Source organism: Psychrobacter sp. GP33, from assembly GCF_014119005.1.
Lineage (GTDB): Bacteria > Pseudomonadota > Gammaproteobacteria > Pseudomonadales > Moraxellaceae > Psychrobacter.
This window is the reverse complement of the sequence record NZ_JACGYX010000003.1, coordinates 356,990-376,849: the sequence shown is the minus strand read 5'-3', so window position 1 is coordinate 376,849 and position 19,860 is coordinate 356,990. Positions and strand designations below refer to the sequence as shown.

The following is a 19,860-nucleotide window of genomic DNA, read 5'->3' as shown; positions in this document are numbered from 1 at the left end:
TTATTGTCATAATTCATCATAAAAACTCTAGTATAAGAAGTCATCAATCAGAACAAAAGATAGGCTAAGTAACGGTAGCGAGATAATAATAGCGTGCTAAAAAAGCGACTTAAAAAAACTACAGTAGTTACAGGATAGGACTGTCACCAGTGGTCACACTCTCGCTATAGTAAGGTCATACTGTACAAAACCACTCACTTTTAGCAAAAGGATATCCCATGAGTAACCACAACCAAGAAACCAGCAACCGTTCAAAGAACGAAAATAACCCTTATACGCCACCAAAAGTATGGACAAACGATAAAGAAAATGGCGGTAAGTTTGCCAGTACCAATCGCCCAACGGCAGGCGTACGTCATGAGCAAACACTACCGATAGGGAACGCGCCACTGCAGCTGTATTCGCTGAACACTCCAAACGGTGTCAAGGTGAATATCTTGTTAGAGGAATTATTGGAGCTTGGTATTGAGGAGGCAAAATACGACGCTTATCAAATTGACATCTCAGCAGGCGATCAGTTTGGCTCAGACTTTGTTGCTATTAATCCTAATTCTAAAATCCCAGCATTGATTGATTATTCAGCTACTAGAAACGAAGGAGATAGTAACAGTCAAGTTAGTGAACCTGTCAAGATTTTTGAATCCGGTGCTATTTTGTTATATTTAGCGGAGAAATTTGAGGTACTCGTACCGCTTAAGCAAGGTGCTGCGCGTGCGGAATGTTTGTCTTGGTTGATGTGGCAGGTGGGTAGTGCGCCATTTTTAGGCGGTGGCTTTGGGCACTTTTATGCGTATGCCCCTGAACCGATGGAATATCCAATCAATCGTTATGCTATGGAGACCAAGCGTCAGCTAGATGTCTTAGATCAGCATTTGGCGCAACGCACTTATATGTGCGGTAATAATGACGCAGACTATAACATTGCCGATATTATTATTTGGGCGTGGTACGGACAGCTGGTGTTGGGTAAACTCTATGATGCCGCTGAATTCTTGCAAGTAGACAGCTATCAATACGTGCAGCGCTGGGCACAACGGATTGCTGAACGCCCTGCGGTAAAGCGTGGTGTGGCGTTGTCGTTAAAACCAATAACGGAAATTCAATAACATGTGAAGATGAAAGCGCAGTATCAAAATCAAAGGCGTTATAGAAAAATGTAGTGACCAGTCATAGCAATGTTTAAGCTGATAGACATTTTCTCTATCAGCTTTTTTTATTGTATATATTAATATTTGCAAACTTATGTTGTTTAACAAAATTAACTTTGTTATTCATTTACACAATGGTACATTAGTACAACGGACAGAAACATAGCTGAGTTAAGATAAAATTGTACACTTTTATTAAGATAAAAAGGCTCATGACAAAAAAAATAATGATAACTTCTAAAAGAATATTATCCATTTTTACTGCTATTGGCGCAGGACTTATCAGCCAGCAAATCATGGCAGCAGCTCCGGTTGAATTTACCTACCAAGATTGGCAGGTGATTTGTGATAACACTCGCACTTGCCGGCTGGCAGGTTATCAAACCGAGGATAATAATAATCTTCCAGTATCAGTGTTATTGATTCGCCGAGCGGGTGCTAATGCAGGCGTCATAGGCAAGGTCAAACTTGGCGGCGCAAAAGACAGCTCATCCAAAGCTTTGTTGCAACTCGGCAACCGGCATCGTATCTCCTTATTTATTAACGACAAAGATTTAGGGGAGACGAAGGCTTTCTCTACTGCATCTGGTGATGCTGATCTTACCTCCGACCAAGTCACCGCGTTACTCGATGCCATCAATAAATCCAGCAAAATTGAGCTTGTATTGCGTAATACCCGCTGGCGGCTTTCGGATAAAGGCGCAACGGCGGTCATGCTCAAAGCTGATGAGGCGCAGGGACGGATAGGCACTTCTAGCGCTTTCATCAACACTATTCCGGTCACTAAATCTAATAATACCGTCTTATCACCAAAACCTGCGCCGCAGCTGCGCCTCGTCACGCCTAATGCGACACTGCGGGCTAACAGTAATAAAAAATTTAGTATGAAATCCTCACAGCTGGCAGCTTTAATGCAATCGACTATCAAAGACGTGAGTAGCGACTGCCCAAACCTCAGTGATACTTCACCGTGGCGAATCAATCGTCTCAACGGTACCAAGATGTTCGTGCAGCATGGTTGCTGGCTGAGCGCATACAATGCAGGTAGCGGTGCCTGGGTCATGAACGACAGCCCGCCTTATAATCCCGTATTAGTAACCACCAACGCCACGGACTATGATAACGGTAAAATCAGTGCGGTACATAAAGGGCGCGGTCTTGGTGACTGTTTAAATCAAACTTACTGGATTTGGACAGGAACGCGCTTCACTAAGAGCTATGAGAGCAGTACCGGATTGTGCCGATTGGTTGAAGTTGGCGGCGCGTGGAGAATGCCAACCTATGTGACAGAAGTAAAAGTATCTCGCTAATGAGCAGTCAAATAAACCTAATATTAAAATAAAGGTAAAAATAAATGATACTATTTATTTTACTGTGCTATACTGCGTCTCCACGTTAGCTTAGACTGACGTGAATTATGAGATTGATAACATCGCCTGCGATTTTGGGTCTAGGATGACCATGAGTAATTGTTGCCGATGATTTTGTGTACTTAAATAATCCCATTATTTTTGACTCATATCTTATCTACTAGCATGTGCTAGATTGGTTGTGATTTGCGTTTATCTGCTTTGGACAAAGCATGGATGGACAGCTAAGAACAGACAAGGATAAGACACTCGGCACTACCACCAAAATACGTCAGACAGCGTGCATACTTATTTATCATTATTTTGATAAAAGGTTTGTATGATGAACGGTTATCAGTGGTGTGCATCAAGTTTGCTGAATTTACAGCAGCTTATACCACCAAGGATATTCATGACTGACATCTTATCTGCAATCGCTGCTGAAAACGGCATCATCGAAAATACTGACACCGCAACGACTACTTCAGACAATAATAATACTCAAGCGCCTGCTAATGACGCGACTGAAGAAAACAAAACCACCTTTACTGACCTTAATATTGCCAAGCCAATTCTTAGCGCGCTTGAGCGTAGTGGTTATACTCATCCAACACCTATTCAAGCAGAAGCCATTCCTTTTGCCCTAGCTGGTCGTGACCTTTTATTGTCTGCGCAAACCGGTAGTGGTAAAACGGCGGCATTCGTGATCCCAGTACTTGATCGCTTAAGCCGTGCGACTAGCTTTGATAAATTAACCAAAGCCCTTATCCTAACGCCAACGCGTGAACTTGCTCAGCAGGTACATGATAGCGTACGTACATACTCAAAAGACATGCGCGGTCTGTTCTGTGTGCCATTAGTTGGCGGCGCACCGTATAACGGTCAGATTACTGCGTTGAAAAAAGGCGTTCAAGTTATTGTTGCAACCCCAGGTCGCTTACTTGACCATATCAATGCCGGTCGTGTTGACTTATCAAGCCTTGAAATCTTGGTACTTGACGAAGCGGATCGCATGCTAGACATGGGCTTTGCTGACGATATCAATGATATCTTGAAAGCTGCGCCTAGCAGTCGTCAAACCATCATGTGTTCAGCAACGTGGGACGGTCCGGTTGGCAAGATTGCTGCCAGCTTTACTAAAAATCCTGAGCGTGTTTCAATTAAAGTTGAATCTGCACACATCGAGGAAAAAGTATATTACTGTGATGATTTTGATCACAAAAACCGTTTGCTTGATAAAATCGTTTGTGCCAAAGATATGGAACAAATTATCATCTTTGCTGCAACCAAACGTAGCACTGAAAAATTAGCAAAATCATTACAAGAACAAGGTCATAAAGCCAGCTTCTTACATGGTGATTTGCCACAAAGCAAGCGTAACCGCATTGTGCAAGACCTACGTAATGGTAAATGTAAAATCCTAGTAGCGACTGACGTTGCTGCCCGTGGTCTTGACGTGCCAGCGTTATCGCATGTTATCAACTACGATTTACCACGCCAAACTGAAGATTACGTGCATCGTATTGGTCGTTGTGGTCGTGCCGGTCGTACGGGTGTTGCTATCAGCCTATGTAGTATAGATGATCGTCCACAGCTTAACGCCATTAACCGCTACTTAGATCGCAAAGTGGAAGTATGTGTTATCGAAGGTATGGAAGCTAAGAAAACTTACGTTCCTAGTGACAACAAAGGCAGTCCTCGTGGCCGTGGTCGTGGTCGTTCAGCTGGCGGCGGTAATGGTCAAGGCCGTGGTCGTTCAAGCGGTGGCTATCAAGGTAATCCTGCTAATGCTCGTGGTCGTTCAAGCGATAGCAGCGCCGCAACTGGTCAACGCGCAAGCAATGACAGCGGTTATCAAGGTAAGCCACGTGACGCGTCAGGCAAACCAAATGAGCGTTCAGGTGGCAAGCCGTATCAAGGTAAGCGCACTGGTGCTCCTAGCCGTGGTGATGGCGCAAGCGCTCCACGCGGTGATCGTGCTGCAACGGGTCGTGGTCGCCCAAGCGGTAGCCAAGGTCGTCCTGCCAGCCGTACCGGTGGTCAAGGTCGTCCAAACGGTGGCAACCGTGGTAACACCTCTTCATAAGCCTATTCATTTAGTTGCTTACTAGAGACTCTATTAAAAAGCCAGATACTTGTTATCTGGCTTTTTTGTGTCTGTATTTAAGTCTAAGCAGTTTTTGGTGATATCGGACTTAAAACACCTACTTGCACGTAGTTTTGGGCTTGTTTATACTTGCCAATTTTTATTGTTTCCTGCCATTTGGAGCTATGCGATGCATGCGATTTCTAACTTAGCCATAGAAAGTCTTCCTGTAGCATTTGGTATTATCATGGCGATTATTGGCTTGGTGTTTTATACCCAAGGCTTACCGGGTAAATTTTGGCGACGTTTTTATGCGGTGCTACCGGGAATTGTGTTGTGCTGCTTTATACCGGCATCGCTCAATAGCTTGGGCGTTTTTGCGGATGGTGTTGGCGCGCAGATATACGGTTTTACCGCCACCTATTTATTGCCAGCAAGCTTACTGCTAATGACTTTATCCATGGACGTTCCAAAGATATTGGGCTTGGGCTGGAAAGCCATCGCCATGTTTTTGGCGGCAACGGTGGCAATTGTCATTAGTGGTCCAATCAGCTTGGGACTGGCAAAATGGGTGTCACCGGAGATGTTTACCGATGACACGCTTTGGCGCGGATTTTCAGCCGTTGCTGGTAGTTGGATTGGCGGGGCAGCCAACCAAGCGGCAATGAAAGAGCTGTTTGGGGTTGATGATAATTTATTTGGGATGATGATTCTGGTTGATACCACTAATGCGTCGTTATGGTTGCTAGCAATACTGGTCATGGCAAAACACCGCGCTACAATTGATCGTTGGTTAAAGGCAGACAACAGTAGTATTGAGAGAGTAATTGCGGCAGTTGAGAGCTATGAGCGTGATCATGCGCGCCCGGCAACTTTAAATGATTTGATGGTGATGTTTGGACTGTGTTTTGCCATGGTTGGTTTGGCACATTTTGCTGGAGAACAAATCGCGGCATTTTTTGCGCCGTATGCGTGGGCAGTGCAATATAGCTTTGCCAGCGCGTTTTTTTGGATGGTGGTGATTATCACTTTAATTGGCGTCGTTTTCTCTTTTACTAAAATTAGACGGCTCGATCATGCTGGCGCGTCGAAAATTGGCACGGTATTTATCTTTATTTTAATTGCCGCTATTGGGATGCAAATTAATCTTGCCGGTATTGTATCGCAGTGGCGACTACTGCTGATTGGTTTTGTCTGGATGATTATTCACATAATCATTATTTTTATTGCCGCGAGAATCATCCGCGCACCGTTTTTCTTTTTAGCAGTCGGCTCAAATGCAAATACGGGTGGTGCGTCGTCAGCACCTATTGTCGCTACGGCGTTTCATCCATCGCTTGCACCGGTTGGTGTATTTTTAGGTATTCTAGGTTATGCAATGGGCACAGTGGGGGGTTATATCAGCACACAGTTGATGCGTTTGGTGGTCAGTTAAGGTAATTTATACGGTCAGTTGCCTAAGAATATTGATAGATAAGATAAAAAGGAGCGGCAGTCATATTTTAACTCAGCACTCCTTTTTTTATTTTTCTTTATGCCATCAATAATAGCGCTTAAATTGTTCTAATTGACTTGGTTTCATTAATTACGTCCAATAATCATCAGGGCAGGCAGGTAGCTCAATCAAGCTGCGGCGTATTGATTCTGCCCACTCATAACGTATGGTATTAAAATAGGCATCATGTTCATCAATACGGCGACCTTTTGGCAAGGTTAAGCTGTCATTTTGATACAGCACCACATCGATGGGCATGCCAACGGATAAGTTTGAATGAATAGTTGAGTCAAAAGACAACATTAGCGCCCGTGCCGCATGCTTTACATCAGTATCATAAGTGACTGCACGATCCAGAATGGGCTTGCCATATTTACTTTCACCAAGCTGAAAAAACGGCGTATCTTGGGTGGCGCGGATGCAGTTGCCTTCAGGGTAAATCATATACAGTTCAGGCACTTGTCCTTTTATTTGACCACCCAGCATAAACGAGCTGGTAAAGGTCCTGCTACTGGGATCGTTGGCAATAATTCTGGCATGGTTCATAACGTTACGCATACATTCGCCAACCATTTGCGCGGCATCGAATAGGGTAGCGACCGTATGAAGATTGCTCTCTTGGCGCTGATCAATATCATGCTGGAGTTTTGTAAAGACTGCTTGCGAGGTTGCTAAGCTACCAGACGTTTGTAGCACAATAAAACGTTCGCCCTCAACCCCATATTGATAGAGCTTTCTGAAGGTTGAGATATGATCCACGCCAGCATTGGTTCGAGTATCGCTAGCGAAAATCATGCCTTCTTTTAGCCGAATAGCGGCGCAATAAGTCATCAAACTTCCTTAATAATAAATAACAATTATCAATCGTACCGTTCATATGTCAGTTAAGACAATCGCGTTACCAATACTTGGCTATAAAGACTCTCGTAACCGCCACCCATGCGCACCCCGCGTACTGGCGCGGCATCTAAGTAATCACGCCCAATGGCCACATACACGTGTGAGCTTGGCGCAAACAGCTGATTGGAGACATCAAAAGTATACCAGTAACCATCTAACCAAACCTCCGCCCACGCATGGCTTGCCATATGGTTTTCAGTATCATCATACAGATAGCCGGACACATAACGCGCCGGGATATGCTGGTCACGACAGCAACCGACGAACACATGGGTATGGTCTTGGCAGACGCCTGCACCAATGGCAAAGGCTTCGGCAGCAGTGGTGCCAACATGGGTCATGTCCTTAATAAAAGGCATCTTTGTAATAAGGTCAGCAGCCATGGCTTTTAAGGTGTCATGAGTGGGGTTTTTTAGATAAGGCGCAGCAAAAGCACGCATTGCCTCTGAGCATTGGGTTAACGGACTTTGTACCGTAAATAGCAGGTAGGGCACTTGTGCCATATCCTCTAAGCGCTCGGTATCGGTATTGATTTCGACGATACCTGATGCTTGCATCTGTAGATTATTATGTGCCTCGTTGCGGCTAAGGGTTAGCCAATCATTGCCAAAGCCGTCTTTTTGACTGGTGGCAACTTTAGGCAGCATAACACTCCATTGATGAATAATTTGATGCGGCAACTGCATGGGTGTCATGCGAATATACTGTACGCTGCGGTGCGCCAGCTCGCCATAATAATAGTTGGTCTGATGACTGATTTGTAATTTCATAATATATCCCTATTTTAATTATTCTTTTATAGCGGTTATTTGCCCTTGTTAAAGGGAACGGCGTACACCCTTAAACCCCTTGGCGCAATATGAGGTTAAACTCTTGGCTAATGAGATTAAAGTCACTAAAGCGTTTGCCCTTAATCATCTGATTGGTGAGGCGTATCAGCTCACGCCAGCGCGTATTTTCTGGCAGCTCATTAATCCAATGTTTAAACTCAAGACTGGCTACCATGGCGTCTTCTTCTAATAATACTGCCCGCTCAAGGCGCTCAAAATGCCGTCCTAATTGCCAAAAGCAAGTGACCGTAGCATGTTCTTGTGCCATTGCGGCATTGCAAGCATGTAGTTGCAAAGTAGCGGCGCGGTAGGTGCCAGCGCTGGCAAGACGTTTAATGAGGTTATAGAGCTCAGCCGTGTCTTTGCCAATCACGCCTTTTGCCTCTTGGATATTGGTTTCGATTGACTGAATGACATTGGGAATCCGATTCTGTTCTAAATCACACATCAGCTGCGCTTTCATCACCTTTAATGACTCAGTGCTACTGACGGCAAAGCCCAAATGATGAATCAGATGCTGTACTTGTGACTTTTTCAAATCGCCTTTAATCAGCTGCTTCATGATATTGTCATAATAATACAGCCGCTCGCTGTAGCGTCCGAGCCAAATCAGATGGCTGGCTGTTGATAACAGCAATATCATGGGCGCATCGATTCGACCTTCATATCCTGCCTCGATAGGCTGCACGCGATCATAGTAGCTGGAATAAGTGGCGCTAGATTCTGATGCAGCAGGCGATGGGTCAGCCAGATAGGTATCGGCGCAAGCTTTAACGACGGCATTAACTGCTGGTGCGTTATTGTTTACCGATCTAGGAGATACACGACCACTTTTTGAACGTGTGGTTAACTTGCTATCATCAATCACCCACGTGTCTTTAATGCCGCCACCTTGAGACGAGTTCACAACCAGCGAGCCTTCAACCATTGCTACACGGGTTAAGCCGCCCGGTACAATATCCACGGTGCCATCGCCATGACTTAGGATAAAGGGACGCAAGTCAATATGGCGCGGGGCAATACCATCGCTAATGGCGGTTGGATTGGTCGATAGGGCAATGGTCGGCTGGGCAATAAAACCACTTGGATTGTCTAATAAGCGCTTACGATACGCTTCAATCTCTGGCTTACTTGAGGTCGGACCAATCAGCATCCCATAGCCGCCCGAACCTTGCGTTTCTTTTACTACTAGCTTATCTAAATTATCCAATACGTATTGTAGCTCATCAGGCTTGCGGCACTGATAGGTGGTGATATTGGGTAAAATAGGCTTTTCACCCAAATAAAATTCAATCATATCGGGGACAAAAGGATACAAGCTCTTATCGTCCGCCACGCCAGTACCGGGTGCATTGACAATCACGACATTGCCAGCACGATAGGCGCTCATTAGCCCTGACACGCCTAAAATGGAATCCGAGCGAAATGCTAAGGGGTCAATATACGGATCGTCAATGCGCCGATAGATAATATCGACCTGCAATTTTCCGCGAATCCCTTGCATATAAACTTTGCTATCTTCAACCACCAAATCATAGCCATGAACCAGTGGCACGTTCATCTCATGCGCCAAAAAGGCATGCTCATAATAAGCACTATTAAAGCGTCCGGGCGTTAAAATGACGATTTGCGGGTCATACTTACTGGCGGCGCTGGCAAGACAGGCTTTAAGGCGCTGCGGATAGTCACTCACACCCAAAATAGAATTTTTAGTAAATAAATCGGCGAGTAGCTTTTCTGAAATATTACGACTCTCCAGCATATAAGACACGCCAGATGGCGTGCGCAGATTGTCTTCTAATACACAAAAACGCCCCGTCTCATCACGAATCAAATCAATACCGCTGATATGGGAGTAAATCGGCTTATCAAGGGTAATGCCCATCATCCAAGGCTCATAGCAGCCGCTGGCATAGACGTAGCTGGCAGGGACGATACCGGCCTTCATAATGGCTTGGTCGTGATAAATGTCATGTAAAAAAGCATTAAGTGCGGTGATACGTTGCTTACAGCCAGCCTCTATTAGTTGCCATTCACTGGCAGCAATAACGCGGGGGATAATATCAAACGGAATCATACGCTCGATATTTTTGGCATCGCTATAGACGGTAAAAGTCACGCCCTTACGGTAGAAGATATCAGCCGCTTGTTCATTAAGATGGTTTAAGGTATCGATACTGGCACTATTCAGCCAGTTGCCAATAGCCTGCGCAACGGGACGATACTGCCCGTCATCCTCTTGCAACTCATCAAAGCTTTGCCGTTTTTCTGTCTTTTGAATTTGCGTTTCTTCACTCTCAGCTTTTGGCCCTTGTTTATCATTGACGGTATCAAGATCAGAATTATTAGGTACGGGTGAAGATTGCTCTTGATTTTGAGTTTTTACCGTAGCGTTATCTTCTATTTTAGCTTTAGTTGACTGCTTTTGGTTTTGCGCCTGATTCTGCGCTTGACTTTGACTTTGCGACTGGTTGGATTTATGCTCCATAATAACCTCATTCATCCTTGATGGTGGTTTCCCTTATAATAGAAACTATAGCGTGACTATTGGGTAATACACAATAATTGTTAGGTAATTAAGCTTAACAATTGCGTTAAAAGAAAAGTCTGTTTTTATCAAAGCTTATCGGTAAATATGGCAAACGGTAATAGTGGGGGGGGCTTCTATATATCAACATCATCGCTGCGCTTGACTGCTGCGATAGATGCGTCTTAAGTGGTTAATTATCTTGTATATTAAGAAAGGACAAACCATATGTTCAGCATGATAAAAGACTGGCGTAATCAGCGTATCTTGGAAAACAGCAAGTTCACGCGTGATGACTGGATGCAAGCTGCCAAGCGTATCGTGATACTGGATAGGTTAAGTGATGACGAGATAATGCGTCTGTTTGAGCTGGCGACTTTGTTCTTGGCGGATAAATCCATCACAGGCGCTCAAGGTTTTGAGATTACTGATGTTGTGAAGCAATCGATTGCTTTGCAAGCGTGTTTGCCAATACTGAACCTAAGCCTTGAGTGGTATGCTGGCTGGTCGTCCATTATTATTTATCATGGCTCTTATACCAGCGAAAGTACGACGGTAGATGAGCTTGGCATTGTCCATGAAGGTCATGAGCATCGTAGCGGTGAGGCGTGGCTGCGCGGTCCGGTTATCTTGTCATGGAAGGATGCCAAGTATTCAGGCGAGCGCGATGGTCACAATGTCGTCATTCACGAGTTTGTGCATAAGCTCGATATGCTAAATGGTCGCGCCAATGGCTTTCCGCCATTGCAACCAGATATGAATCCGAAGCGCTGGACTGAGGTGATGACACGAGATTTTGAGGACTTTCAGCGCCATCGTAAATCAGGGCTAGATCGTTATGGCGCGACCAATCCAGCTGAGTTTTTTGCAGTACTTAGTGAAGTATTTTTTGAGACACCGCAGAAGCTAATAGACGCTTATCCTGAAATTTATGAGCTGATGGTAAAGTTCTTTTTGCAAACACCAATTCAGCCTAAATCGTAGCAGTTAGTTCTCTCAAAAATCGAATATAAAGACATTTATAAAGTAGAAATACAAGCAAATAAAAAGGGCAGGGCATCAATCAAATGGCGCACTGCCCAATTTTATGTTTAATTATTCTCATATCAGTTGAAGGGTTATACCGTCCATCTGTCATTCACAATACCGACCAAATAACGTTTGCCTTGATAGTTCTCAAACACCAAGCGCATACCACGCCAGTCCATACCATCATACTTATCGCTACCACTATAAATAAAATCAACCACATCAGCGCCCGGATAGGCTTCAAGCACGTTGTTAATCATATTACCGCGTGATTCAAACTTATTTACAGTAATACGCGCATTATCAAATTTTTTGGCATCAATCCAACTGTCCAAATATACCGGCAAAGGCACCACATAATCTTCGCCAGTACCATCAAGGTCGTCCCACGTAAAACGAATTCTTGACTCTCTTAAATACTGCGTAAACTGCGCCCGACTAAACACCTTATCTTTATTTAAATCCACATAAGCATACATCGAAAAACGTACACCTTTGGTGGGGTGAATGTCATTCGTGATACTTGCATAGTCATTATTAGCCAATGCGCGTTGGATATGCATGGCTTGTTGGGTCACGGTTTTCTGACTATCTGGTGTAGTTGGTTGAGTCGGAGGGTTGGAGATAACTGGAGGTATGGTTGCTGATTGACAACCTACTACAGACAGTAACAAAGTCAAGCCACCACTGATAGCAAGGGGATACATAGGCAGTTTCATAATCATATCCTTACCGTGCTCAGTCACGGAACCATAAGATTTTTTATCAACTTAAATTCTATTATAACAACACCTTAGATTAAGCTAAACGAATACGCTGTAATGAGTTGTTGATGTCATATTGCTACTAGCATACTCAACCAGAACGATACGATTATATCGCCAAATAATAGAATAAATATGGTGTAATGAGTTATTAACCTACGTACAAAACAGACTTAACTTATTGTTTTATCACTTGATTAGTTTTAGAGAACACCATGAAACCACTTGCTTTACTAACCATATTATTTACTTTAGGGTTGACTACCAATGTTGCTATAGCTGACAGCGCCACGACCAAATCAGAAACGCCTGTGCTAGATAGAACAGCTCAGAAAGTAACCACCATAAAAAAAATGTACCAGCAGGATGTAGACAATGAAGGAGAAGATTCTCCCGTTGTGCTACAACAATACGCCAGTAAAGATTTGCAAGCTGCGATGCAATTGGAACAAGAGTATTTTGATAAGACGCAGATATCCTGTCATATCGGCTACGATGTGTTGTGGGATTCGCAAGATCCTGACTATGCTCAAGATAAGGAATTCTCTGTCACCAAGCAAGGTTTGGTACAAGTTAATCTAGCACAAGGCAGCACCGTAGATTATGAGCTGGCATGCAATGATAAAGAATGCCTAGTACATGATGTCATTGTAGATAACAAAGGCACATCATTAAAGGCATATTTAAAGGAAGCCTGTCAGTAACAAAGACTGATTCAAAGTTATTTATCAAGTTTTTATTAATAACATTGGACGATAAGTTATAGCCTTGGTAATGATTAAACCTATATCTCTAACTGCAATACTTATCTTCAAACTTACAAGTGTGTTTTCGCATAATGTATATTATGTTAAATAAATATTATCTGATGATAGTCTCATATCTTACGTATAGCTTGCCAAAGTTTATTCCACTCTTTCATATTATGACTGTGGATAGACTAAAACAATTACACCTTTTTTGTTTTAGTCTTATTATAATCGCTTAGACATTCGTTGGTAATTTCATTTGTTGAACATGATAACATTAGGGAAAAAAATAATGACCACACAAAAGCATATTTTAGCGTGTATTGATGGTTCGGCAGTCACAGAATCAGTTTGTGATTATGCTACGTGGTATGCCAGTCGCTTAGGCTTACCGGTCGCTTTATTAAATTCTATTGAGGTACCGGCATCAATAAGACGAGATTTATCTGGCGCAATAGGTATTAATAGTCGACAAGATTTACTAGAAGAGCTGTCCCAGCTCGATGAAGAAAGGGCTAAAGTGGTCAATAGCTATAGCACCGCATTGGTAAAAGATGCGAAGAGTTATATTGAAAGTAAGTTTGATATACAAGTCGATGTCTACCAACGCCACGGCAAGCTGTTACCTGCTATTGAACATTTTAAAGCGAAAAATCGCGCTATTGTGATGGGACGGCGCGGAGAAGATCATCAAAACAAGAGAATCAATATTGGCAGCCAAATTGAGACCGTTGCTCGTGCTTCAGATATACCCATCTTGATATGCTCAGAAGCGTTTATCGCTCCTACTTCGTACATGATTGCTTTTGATGCCAGTAAAATAGCCATTACTGCCACACAAATGGTCGCTAGAAGTTATTTATTAAAGGATATGCAAGGTCATATTGTGATGGTTGGCAATCATGATGAGCTGTCTAAGCAAAGCCTAGCAGCGGCAACCGCAGAGCTGTTGTCTGCAGGCTTTAAGGTAAAGGCGCATCACTTGCCTGCCACTGATGCGGTAAATGGATTACTGACGTTTCAAGCTGAAAACAATGTCGATATCATTGTGATTGGCGCTTATGGGCGTTCGAAGTGGAGTCAGTTGTTTTTAGGAAGCACCACAACCGAGATTATTGCCAGCACCCTCTCGCCTGTTATCCTAGTACGTTAAATCCCCTCGTTATTAAACATTAAATAAGGAGGTTGACTAATAATACTCATTGAAATATTACTAATATTATTGATTCAACTACCTTATTAACTCAAAAATATATTTGACCCCTCTCATAATGTTAGGAATTTTTCAGTCGATACACAGCGTTGTACTGACTGAAAAACTGACTTTTAGTATAAATATTGAGAGGCATACCACCTCTAATCTTAAGGAGTTTTTATCCTAAAATATGCTGCCAAATTGAAAAAATCATTAGTCACGCATACTATTTTTTACAATTAAATACAGACTGTCTGCAAATTACAGCTACTCATCTGAAATGATTAAAAAATTAGACAAAAGTTGCCTAATATATTTTCTACAATCTATACTGTATGAGAATATCAAATAAGGAGCTATCGTTGAAATTACCTCAATTAATGCGTTTTATTTTTAGCAAAAAAGTAGAACAGAGATATGCGGATGATGAACCTAATAATTTAGTCCGTCATAACGCTGAACTTTTAAAAAGAACGGCTAGTACCTGCCGCTGCGGTGGTTTAGCGCCTCCTATTAAGACGACAGGGCAAACCTACAAATGTATCTTATGTGATAAAAGTTTCGATAGTATCAGCTACAATTTAGGCCCCAGACTACAAAGAGGCACCTTTAATGCTTCGCCCAAAACTCCTAGTCAATTGCTTAATATGGATTATTATAATGAGGCAGTTAAGATATTAAAATCGGAACATAAAAGCTAATAATAAATCGTAAATTGAGCCAGAAAACTCACTGTATCTTTTATTTTTTTGTTAAAAACAACTTAAAAATAAAATAGCACCATCTATATGAGATTTTTTTACCTACTCAGTAGCTTAAATATGAGTTAGAGCCGGTCACGAAGTGGTGTATTGTGTCGGCTCACCACTCGAGTCATGTTGTCATAACAATAAATAAGAAGGAAGCATAGCTTCTATATGACGTCCACTCATTTAAATAAAGCTAATACTACGTCAAATGATATCTGATCAATCTTTAATCTCCCGATACAACGTACTTTGTGCTTCCTCACGAAAATCGTCAATACTGATACTTGGATTAGATGTTATGTGCGGTTGGGCAGTCTCAATAGATTGTTTAGATGTTGCAGGCGTCAAAGGCAGTGACTGTGTGATTCTCTCTGCTGGTATTTCGGGTTTATCTTGAGGATTAGCTTGGCGCTGTTCCTCACTAATCGCCACTCCTTTGTTACCCTCTACCCTACTTTCTTCTATTATATGATTGCTTTGAATGGATTGACTTAACGTTGGTAATAATCCTGTTTTATCCAGTATAAAAATAATTGCAATACTTAATAACAAGCCGCACACTAGTCCAGTCGCCAGCCAGCTGATGTTACTGGCAGTTTTTTCTGTCGATACCTTGGGTTTTTTATGGATTAATGGTTTGAGTGGCTGACTATTACGATAATCAGTTATATCTTTAGTTTTTATTAAATCAATAACCGGTACTATATTATCAGACTCAGACTCAGACTCAGACTCAGACTCAGACTCAGAAATATATAGCAACGGTCTATCTGTACTACTGTCTTCAATGCTGTTAGTAAGAAACTGCAGCTCTTTTTCATTCAGTGGTTCTAGCAGCGATATCCTTGTAAAGCCATCGCTGTTAGAACTATTCTCACCTTGTTTATTGCTATTTAGCGGCTGAACTTTATTAATGAAATCTTCATAAATACTACAATGAGATTTTCTATTCTTTGTTTCCATATTGCAACTGACGGCATCAGATTGTCGATTAGCATCATTAGAGTGTTGCAAGTTTTTCATAGAATATTCAGCCACTGTTATCGTTTTTAGTGAGGATATGACGATTAGAGGCTAATCACCTTCATCGCATGTCATCACGCGTTATATTTTTATATACAATGTATGGTCTTATAAAATAAGCAAAAATCATGCCAGAAATCAGTTATTCTAAAAATATAATTTTATTGGTGGTCAGTATTAGGATATGATCTTATGGATTTAAAGCAGCTGAATGCTTTTATTGCGATTTCAACCTTACAAAGCTTTAGTGCAGCGGCAAAAACAACCGGATTATCGCAGCCCAGCTTAAGTCGATTATTAAAGCAGCTGGAGGGAGAGCTGAATGTGACGCTCATTGATCGTTATCATCGACCGCTACAGCTGACCGAAGCTGGACAGTTCTTTTATGATAAAGTGCGTACGCTGTTAACTGAGCTGGACACGATTACCAGTATGACCAAGAGACTTGCTGCGCCGAGTTCAACATTGAACATTGGCTTTGTACCCTCGGTATTATACGGCTTGCTACCCGATATTATCGCAACCCTGAAGCTGCAGGATCCTGATATCGAGGTCAATCTGAAGGATATCAGCTCTTATCAGCAAATTGAGGCATTAAAGAGTGGCGAAATTGATATCGGTTTTAGTCGTTTTTCTCATCAAGATCCGTGGATTCAGCAAATACTACTGCGCCACGAGCGTTATGTGGTTGCCCTGCCAAAAGCGCATCCTCTTGCCCATATCCCTGAACAACGTTTGATTGATTTGGCTAATAACCGCTTAATCTTATACCACCAAACGCACCTGCCAGCGCAAATAGCCGATAGCAGCGCTTCCTCAAAAACGGATGGTAAAGTTATTACTGTTAACACAGAGACTGAACCGTTACTACATCTGTTTGCGCAGTATGGTATCACGCCATTTACAACCACTAAGGTGAGTGATTTACAAGTAGCACTTGGATTAGTCGCTGCTGGTGAAGGGGTTACCTTAGTACCCGCCAGCCTACAGACGGTACGCACTGAACAGATTAGCTATCAGCGTCTGATTCATGAAAACGTAACCTCGCCTATTTATCTGCATACGCTAAAGGATTTTATTCATCCAAAAATCCCCGATTTACTAAATGCTACTTATCAAGTTTATGAGCGCCGCGGAATTACTTATCGTCGTCAACAATTTGTTTAATGGTTTAATGCTGTCAAAGCACCACTAAAAAATATAGCGCATACCTAACTATCTATTACTGTCATCCGTAAAAATAATCATTATCTTGAATTAAGCGAGTTGTGATACAGTCACCGCCACGATTTATGTCTTTTATACTTTGCTGTAATGATTACTGGCAAATTGCAATGGGCAAGCACTCACAGGATGGTGACGGCTTGCAGCTTGAATTATTTTGAGGTACTCATGACTGCACAACAACTTAACAACCCTGATAATAGTACCGCTATTGACTTAACCGAACCTAATACTAAAGTGGCACAAGAAGGCTTTAGCTGGCGAATTTTTGGTCCCGGTATTTTAATGGCGACTGCTGCTATTGGCGGCTCACATCTAATTTCGTCTACGCAAGCAGGTGCCCTATACGGCTGGCAGCTGGCGATTATGATTATTCTAGCCAACGTCTTCAAGTACCCCTTCTTCCGCTTTGGTACTGATTACGTCTATGATACTGGCGAGAGTCTAATTGCAGGCTATGCCAAACGCTCAAAAGCCTATCTATGGGTTTATTTTATTTTATCCATTTTATCGGCGGTGATTAGTACGGGTGCAGTGACATTACTTGCTGCCGTTATATTAGGCTTTATGCTGCCAGCTTCTTTGGGATTATCAAGCATTACCTTAGCTATCATCATCGTTGCGGTATGTTGGTTTTTCCTGATTGCTGGTCACTATAAGCTGCTTGATGGTGTGACTAAGTGGATTATGATTGCGCTCGTATCCGCAACCGTGGTGGCGGTGATGATTGCCGCTGGCAAGCCGACGGTGATGGTTGCAGATTTTGTTCCGGCATCTCCTTGGAACTTGGCAACTTTAGGCTTTATTGTGGCTTTGATGGGTTGGATGCCAGCACCACTTGAGTTCGCTGCTATTACCTCGATGTGGACCTCAGCCAAAAGAAAAGCGGATAATACAACGCATCGTCAGGGCTTGCTAGATTTTAATGTCGGTTTCTTAGTCTCTGCTGTTTTAGCCTTGTTCTTTTTAGCGCTAGGTGTTTTCGTACAATACGGCTCCGGTCAAGAGATTCAAACCGCGGGGGTCGCTTATATTGATCAGCTTATCAATATGTATACCGCCACTATCGGTGAATGGTCAAGACTACTGGTCGCCTTTGTCGCCTTTATGTGTATGTTTGGAACCACCATTACCTGTGCCGACGGTTACGGACGTGCCAATGCCGAATGCTGGCGTTTGATTAAAGGTGAAGATGAGATTAACAAAAAGCAAATCGCCTTTTGGACCACTTATGCTATCGGTGGCGGTCTGGTGATTATTAGCTTCTTTGCCGGACAATTAGGCGCTATGCTAAAGTTCGCGATGATATCGGCATTTATATCCGCACCTATCTTTGGTTGGTTAAACTACTCGCTCGTAAAAAACCATAAAAAACTATCAGCCGGCATGAATGCTTATTCGATTGCAAGTCTGGTGTTTTTAGGTGGCTTTACCTTGTTGTTTCTAGCCAACCTTGCGGGTATTCTTGGTTAAGAGCAACTGTTAGCCAGTATAAACAATTATATACTTAAGATAGCAAAAGCCCTTTTAGTTAAACTAAGAGGGCTTTTTTATTGATAATAATAAAGGCTAATAGCTAAAATTGTAACCAAATGTTAAATAATAGATAACAAACTATCATCTGGTTCTACCAAAATGAATAACAAGATGACTAAATCAACGATTAATGGATAGTATTATTCATAAGTCAAATATATTTAATTTAACTACATAATATTGTTATTAAATTTTAATAATAAAGAATAAGCGCCCCTTCAAAAATAGAGTAATTACCTATACTCTAAGGACATACAGGCAAGGCTAATAAGCGCTAACGCCTAATCATTTTTTGAGAAGAATAACCCTCTACGCAAGGATACACGCATGACTTCACATTCAGCAGGCGCTCGCTTTCGCAGTGCAATGAAACAAAAAAATGATAATAATCAACCACTACAGATTGCAGGCGCGATTAACGCTTATACCGCTATGATGGCAACGCAAGTCGGTCACCAAGCGCTATATCTATCTGGTGCTGGCGTGGCAAATGCCTCGTTTGGTCTACCAGACCTTGGCATGACTAGCCTTGATAACGTCTTAGAAGATGCGCGCCGTATTACCGATGCCGTTGATACACCATTATTGGTTGATATTGATACTGGCTTTGGTGGCGCGTTTAATATCGCCCAAACCATTCGTAAAATGGAAAAAGCCGGTGTTGCTGCGGTACATATCGAAGACCAAGTGGCGCAGAAGCGCTGTGGTCACCGCCCGAATAAAGAAATCGTTAGTATCTCAGAAATGGTTGATCGCTTAAAAGCAGCACTTGATGCCAAAGTTGATAATGACTTTGTGGTGATGGCGCGTACTGACGCCTTATCTGTTGAAGGTCTTGATGCGGCTGTTGAACGTGCCGTTGCCTTTCAAGAAGCGGGCGCTGATATGATATTTGCTGAAGCGTTGACGGATATCGAGATGTATCGCAAATTCACTGACGTGCTTGATATTCCCGTACTTGCGAATATGACCGAATTTGGTCAGACCGATCTTTATACCACCGAACAGTTACATGGCGTTGGCGTTGATATGGTGCTCTACCCGCTATCAGCCTTCCGTGCGATGAATAAAGCGGCATTAAATGTTTATCAGCATCTGTTGTCTGACGGCACGCAAGAAAAAGTCGTCGATACCATGCAAACCCGAATGGAGCTCTATGATTTCTTAAACTATCATGAGTTTGAGCAAACGCTAGATAAATTGTTTGCGGATAATAAGTAGTTTTAGCAGTTAACCGTTATTGAAAGTGAAAGGCG

Annotated in this window: 16 protein-coding genes; 11 read left to right on the top strand and 5 right to left on the bottom strand. The window is 42.5% G+C overall.

Going from position 1 to position 19,860, the window contains the following annotated elements; genetic code table 11:
• Positions 1–218: 218 nt before the first annotated feature.
• The 4 genes from yghU to H2245_RS06320 all read left to right on the top strand — a co-directional run bounded on the left by yghU (position 219) and on the right by H2245_RS06320 (position 6,018).
• Positions 219–1,106 carry a glutathione-dependent disulfide-bond oxidoreductase gene (gene yghU, locus H2245_RS06335; RefSeq protein ID WP_182406530.1) on the top strand — a complete coding sequence of 296 codons (888 nt, stop codon included), beginning with the start codon at positions 219–221 and terminating at the stop codon, positions 1,104–1,106.
• Between the two features lie 269 nt (positions 1,107–1,375).
• Positions 1,376–2,458 (top strand): DUF1176 domain-containing protein, encoded by a 1,083-nt coding sequence (locus H2245_RS06330; RefSeq protein WP_259365110.1) that lies wholly within the window; start codon positions 1,376–1,378, stop codon positions 2,456–2,458.
• A 451-nt stretch (positions 2,459–2,909) separates the two neighbouring features.
• On the top strand, positions 2,910–4,583 hold the full coding sequence (locus tag H2245_RS06325; protein WP_182406528.1) for a DEAD/DEAH box helicase: 1,674 nt from the start codon (positions 2,910–2,912) through the stop codon (positions 4,581–4,583).
• Positions 4,584–4,773: 190 nt separating this feature from the next.
• On the top strand, positions 4,774–6,018 hold the full coding sequence (locus H2245_RS06320) for a DUF819 domain-containing protein (RefSeq protein WP_182406585.1): 1,245 nt from the start codon (positions 4,774–4,776) through the stop codon (positions 6,016–6,018).
• 150 nt (positions 6,019–6,168) lie between these two features.
• Here H2245_RS06320 and H2245_RS06315 read toward each other — a convergent pair whose 3' ends face one another.
• The 3 genes from H2245_RS06315 to H2245_RS12220 form a co-directional block, all read right to left on the bottom strand.
• Positions 6,169–6,909, bottom strand: coding sequence for a peptidase (locus tag H2245_RS06315; RefSeq protein ID WP_182406527.1), 741 nt, complete (start codon positions 6,907–6,909; stop codon positions 6,169–6,171).
• 53 nt (positions 6,910–6,962) lie between these two features.
• Entirely contained in the window at positions 6,963–7,748 is a 786-nt protein-coding gene (locus H2245_RS06310) for a transglutaminase family protein (protein WP_182406526.1), read from the bottom strand.
• A 70-nt stretch (positions 7,749–7,818) separates the two neighbouring features.
• A complete protein-coding gene (locus tag H2245_RS12220; protein WP_182406525.1) occupies positions 7,819–10,296 on the bottom strand; it encodes a circularly permuted type 2 ATP-grasp protein in 2,478 nt (825 codons plus the stop codon).
• A gap of 267 nt (positions 10,297–10,563) precedes the next feature.
• Here H2245_RS12220 and H2245_RS06300 point away from each other — a divergent pair, with 267 nt between their 5' ends.
• A complete protein-coding gene (locus H2245_RS06300) occupies positions 10,564–11,319 on the top strand; it encodes a zinc-dependent peptidase (RefSeq protein WP_182406524.1) in 756 nt (251 codons plus the stop codon).
• 134 nt (positions 11,320–11,453) lie between these two features.
• Here H2245_RS06300 and H2245_RS06295 read toward each other — a convergent pair whose 3' ends face one another.
• On the bottom strand, positions 11,454–12,083 hold the full coding sequence (locus H2245_RS06295; protein WP_259365109.1) for a hypothetical protein: 630 nt from the start codon (positions 12,081–12,083) through the stop codon (positions 11,454–11,456).
• A 260-nt stretch (positions 12,084–12,343) separates the two neighbouring features.
• On the opposite strand from H2245_RS06295, the gene H2245_RS06290 reads away from it, so the two are divergent.
• The 3 genes from H2245_RS06290 (at position 12,344) to H2245_RS06280 (ending at position 14,773) form a co-directional block, all read left to right on the top strand.
• Positions 12,344–12,832 (top strand): hypothetical protein, encoded by a 489-nt coding sequence (locus H2245_RS06290; RefSeq protein ID WP_220464385.1) that lies wholly within the window; start codon positions 12,344–12,346, stop codon positions 12,830–12,832.
• Positions 12,833–13,169: 337 nt separating this feature from the next.
• Complete coding sequence (locus H2245_RS06285) at positions 13,170–14,030, top strand: universal stress protein (RefSeq protein ID WP_182406522.1); 861 nt, start codon at positions 13,170–13,172, stop codon at positions 14,028–14,030.
• Positions 14,031–14,434: 404 nt separating this feature from the next.
• A complete protein-coding gene (locus H2245_RS06280) occupies positions 14,435–14,773 on the top strand; it encodes a hypothetical protein (RefSeq protein ID WP_182406521.1) in 339 nt (112 codons plus the stop codon).
• 267 nt (positions 14,774–15,040) lie between these two features.
• On the opposite strand, the gene H2245_RS06275 is transcribed toward H2245_RS06280, so the two are convergent.
• Positions 15,041–15,844 carry a hypothetical protein gene (locus tag H2245_RS06275; protein ID WP_182406520.1) on the bottom strand — a complete coding sequence of 268 codons (804 nt, stop codon included), beginning with the start codon at positions 15,842–15,844 and terminating at the stop codon, positions 15,041–15,043.
• Positions 15,845–16,036: 192 nt separating this feature from the next.
• On the opposite strand from H2245_RS06275, the gene H2245_RS06270 reads away from it, so the two are divergent.
• From H2245_RS06270 to prpB, 3 genes are all read left to right on the top strand, one after another.
• On the top strand, positions 16,037–17,011 hold the full coding sequence (locus H2245_RS06270; protein ID WP_182406519.1) for a LysR family transcriptional regulator: 975 nt from the start codon (positions 16,037–16,039) through the stop codon (positions 17,009–17,011).
• A gap of 225 nt (positions 17,012–17,236) precedes the next feature.
• Positions 17,237–18,541: an NRAMP family divalent metal transporter gene (locus H2245_RS06265; RefSeq protein WP_404944661.1), complete on the top strand. Its 1,305-nt coding sequence runs from the start codon at positions 17,237–17,239 to the stop codon at positions 18,539–18,541.
• A gap of 390 nt (positions 18,542–18,931) precedes the next feature.
• A complete protein-coding gene (gene prpB, locus H2245_RS06260; protein WP_182406518.1) occupies positions 18,932–19,825 on the top strand; it encodes a methylisocitrate lyase in 894 nt (297 codons plus the stop codon).
• Positions 19,826–19,860 lie beyond the last annotated feature (35 nt).

What these genes read in the sequence shown, in the direction of transcription:
- H2245_RS06290 (WP_220464385.1), top strand. Translation starts at nt 12,344, where the DNA reads ATGAAACCACTTGCTTTACTAACCATATTATTTACTTTAGGGTTGACT.
- yghU (WP_182406530.1), top strand. Translation starts at nt 219, where the DNA reads ATGAGTAACCACAACCAAGAAACCAGCAACCGTTCAAAGAACGAAAAT.
- H2245_RS06315 (WP_182406527.1), bottom strand. Translation starts at nt 6,909, where the DNA reads ATGACTTATTGCGCCGCTATTCGGCTAAAAGAAGGCATGATTTTCGCT.
- prpB (WP_182406518.1), top strand. Translation starts at nt 18,932, where the DNA reads ATGACTTCACATTCAGCAGGCGCTCGCTTTCGCAGTGCAATGAAACAA.
- H2245_RS06310 (WP_182406526.1), bottom strand. Translation starts at nt 7,748, where the DNA reads ATGAAATTACAAATCAGTCATCAGACCAACTATTATTATGGCGAGCTG.
- H2245_RS06285 (WP_182406522.1), top strand. Translation starts at nt 13,170, where the DNA reads ATGACCACACAAAAGCATATTTTAGCGTGTATTGATGGTTCGGCAGTC.
- H2245_RS06265 (WP_404944661.1), top strand. Translation starts at nt 17,237, where the DNA reads ATGACTGCACAACAACTTAACAACCCTGATAATAGTACCGCTATTGAC.
- H2245_RS06275 (WP_182406520.1), bottom strand. Translation starts at nt 15,844, where the DNA reads ATGAAAAACTTGCAACACTCTAATGATGCTAATCGACAATCTGATGCC.
- H2245_RS06270 (WP_182406519.1), top strand. Translation starts at nt 16,037, where the DNA reads ATGGATTTAAAGCAGCTGAATGCTTTTATTGCGATTTCAACCTTACAA.
- H2245_RS06325 (WP_182406528.1), top strand. Translation starts at nt 2,910, where the DNA reads ATGACTGACATCTTATCTGCAATCGCTGCTGAAAACGGCATCATCGAA.
- H2245_RS06300 (WP_182406524.1), top strand. Translation starts at nt 10,564, where the DNA reads ATGTTCAGCATGATAAAAGACTGGCGTAATCAGCGTATCTTGGAAAAC.
- H2245_RS06320 (WP_182406585.1), top strand. Translation starts at nt 4,774, where the DNA reads ATGCATGCGATTTCTAACTTAGCCATAGAAAGTCTTCCTGTAGCATTT.
- H2245_RS12220 (WP_182406525.1), bottom strand. Translation starts at nt 10,296, where the DNA reads ATGGAGCATAAATCCAACCAGTCGCAAAGTCAAAGTCAAGCGCAGAAT.
- H2245_RS06295 (WP_259365109.1), bottom strand. Translation starts at nt 12,083, where the DNA reads ATGAAACTGCCTATGTATCCCCTTGCTATCAGTGGTGGCTTGACTTTG.
- H2245_RS06330 (WP_259365110.1), top strand. Translation starts at nt 1,376, where the DNA reads ATGATAACTTCTAAAAGAATATTATCCATTTTTACTGCTATTGGCGCA.